This is a genomic window from Phytoactinopolyspora endophytica (assembly GCF_004138495.1).
In the GTDB taxonomy this organism is placed as follows: domain Bacteria; phylum Actinomycetota; class Actinomycetes; order Jiangellales; family Jiangellaceae; genus Phytoactinopolyspora; species Phytoactinopolyspora endophytica.
Map to the genome: position 1 here is coordinate 72,673 of NZ_ML142873.1, position 1,519 is coordinate 74,191.

Consider the following 1,519-nt stretch of genomic DNA (forward strand, 5'->3'; position numbering starts at 1 on the left):
CCGACATGCCGAGCGCCTCGTCCGGGTCGCCGGCGTTGGCCTGGCCGGCCAACACGTCCGGGATGCACGCCAGGTACGCGACGCCACCGCCGGGCACGACACCCTCACGCGCGGCGGCGTGCAGAAGCCGAACCAGCCGCTTGGCCTGGCTCGTGCGCGCCTCGAGCTCATGGTCGGTGCGGGCGCCGACCCGCACGACGGCGACCCGTCCGAGCAACCGGGCCTGGCGCAGCCAGAGGCGTTGTACCTCGTCGGCATCGTCTCGCTCCCACGCGTGCGTCCGGAGCCGGGCCGCGCGCTCCTGGACCGCGTCGGCGCTCCCGGCGCCGCCGAGCAGTGTGAGCCGGCGTCGTTCGACGAACGCTCGCCGGGCCTGCCCCAGGTCGTCGGGGCGGATCGAGTGCACCGGCCGGCCGATCTCCGCCCGGCACACGTGAGCGCCGGTCAGCAGCGCGATGTCGTCGAGGTCTTCGGAGTGCCGGAGCCGGGCCGTGGTGAGCAGGACGGGAGCGCTGACGAGCGTCCCACGGGTGTTGTTGAGGCTGAACATCCTCCGGGCGGCGTCGTCGATGGCGGAGGCGACGACGAGCAGCGGACGCCCCGACGGCAGCGCCACCTCCAACAGCGGGCGGACGTCGTCGGCGCCGCGAAGCTCATCGGCGACAACGGCGACCACCGGTTCGACGAGCGTGGTCTCGGTCATGCCCTCGGGGATGAGCTGCGTCGAAACGGGCTTGGCTCGCCAACGTGCCCCGTCGATGTAGGTGTGCAGCAGCCGCGCGTCCGTCCGCACCGTCTTGTCCCGGCGGATCTCGACTGCACCGGCGTCCCCGAGGACGTCGACGACCTCGCCGAGGACAGCGCCCAGCTCCGGATCGCCGGATGCCGTGGTGGCCAGCCCGGCAAAGGCGTCTTCCCCATCGATGGGGACCGCCTGGTGCTTGAGCGCATCGCATGCCACGCGGATGCCGGTTTGGATACCTCGGCGGACGAGCACCGGGTTGGCCCCGGCGGCGACCGATCTCGTGGCATGCCGCAGGATCGCTCTGGCCAGCACGGCCGAGGTGGCGCCGCCGTCGCCGTGGGAGGCGCCGACACGCAGCACCATGTCACGGGCGATCGCGGCACCGGCGTTGTGCCCACGCCCCGGAACCGACGTGATGCGCCGGGCCAGTGTCTGGGAGTCGGCGAGTGTCTCGGCCGACCGGCCGACCGCATGCACGACGGGACCACTCACCGGGCCGAGCGTGCGGGCCAGCAGCTCGGCCACCGTTCCGAACCCGCGGTGCAGGTCGTTCTGGCCGCTCATGGGACGAGCGCCTGACCGGTGTCCGCGTCGAACAGTTGCAGCCGGTCGACGGTGACCTGGAACTTCACGGAGTCGCCGGTGCGCAGGCCCGGGTCGGCGAATGCGTCGATGACAGCGGCCAGGCTGGCGTCGTCGGGTGTCCGCAGGCGCACGACCGTCTCTCCGATGAGCGGTTCGACGTCGTCGATCTCGCCTACGACGATGTCGGCG

General features: G+C 72.5%; 1 protein-coding gene and 1 pseudogene. Both read right to left on the reverse strand.

What is annotated here, in order from left to right:
* Positions 1-1,309: TCP-1/cpn60 chaperonin family protein (locus ELR45_RS31485; RefSeq protein WP_165368268.1), on the reverse strand; the 1,309-nt coding region annotated here is incomplete at its 3' end.
* Positions 1,306-1,519, reverse strand: a pseudogene (locus ELR45_RS36095) (TOBE domain-containing protein); the annotation flags it as partial. The gene ELR45_RS31485 and the pseudogene ELR45_RS36095, both read right to left, overlap by 4 nt.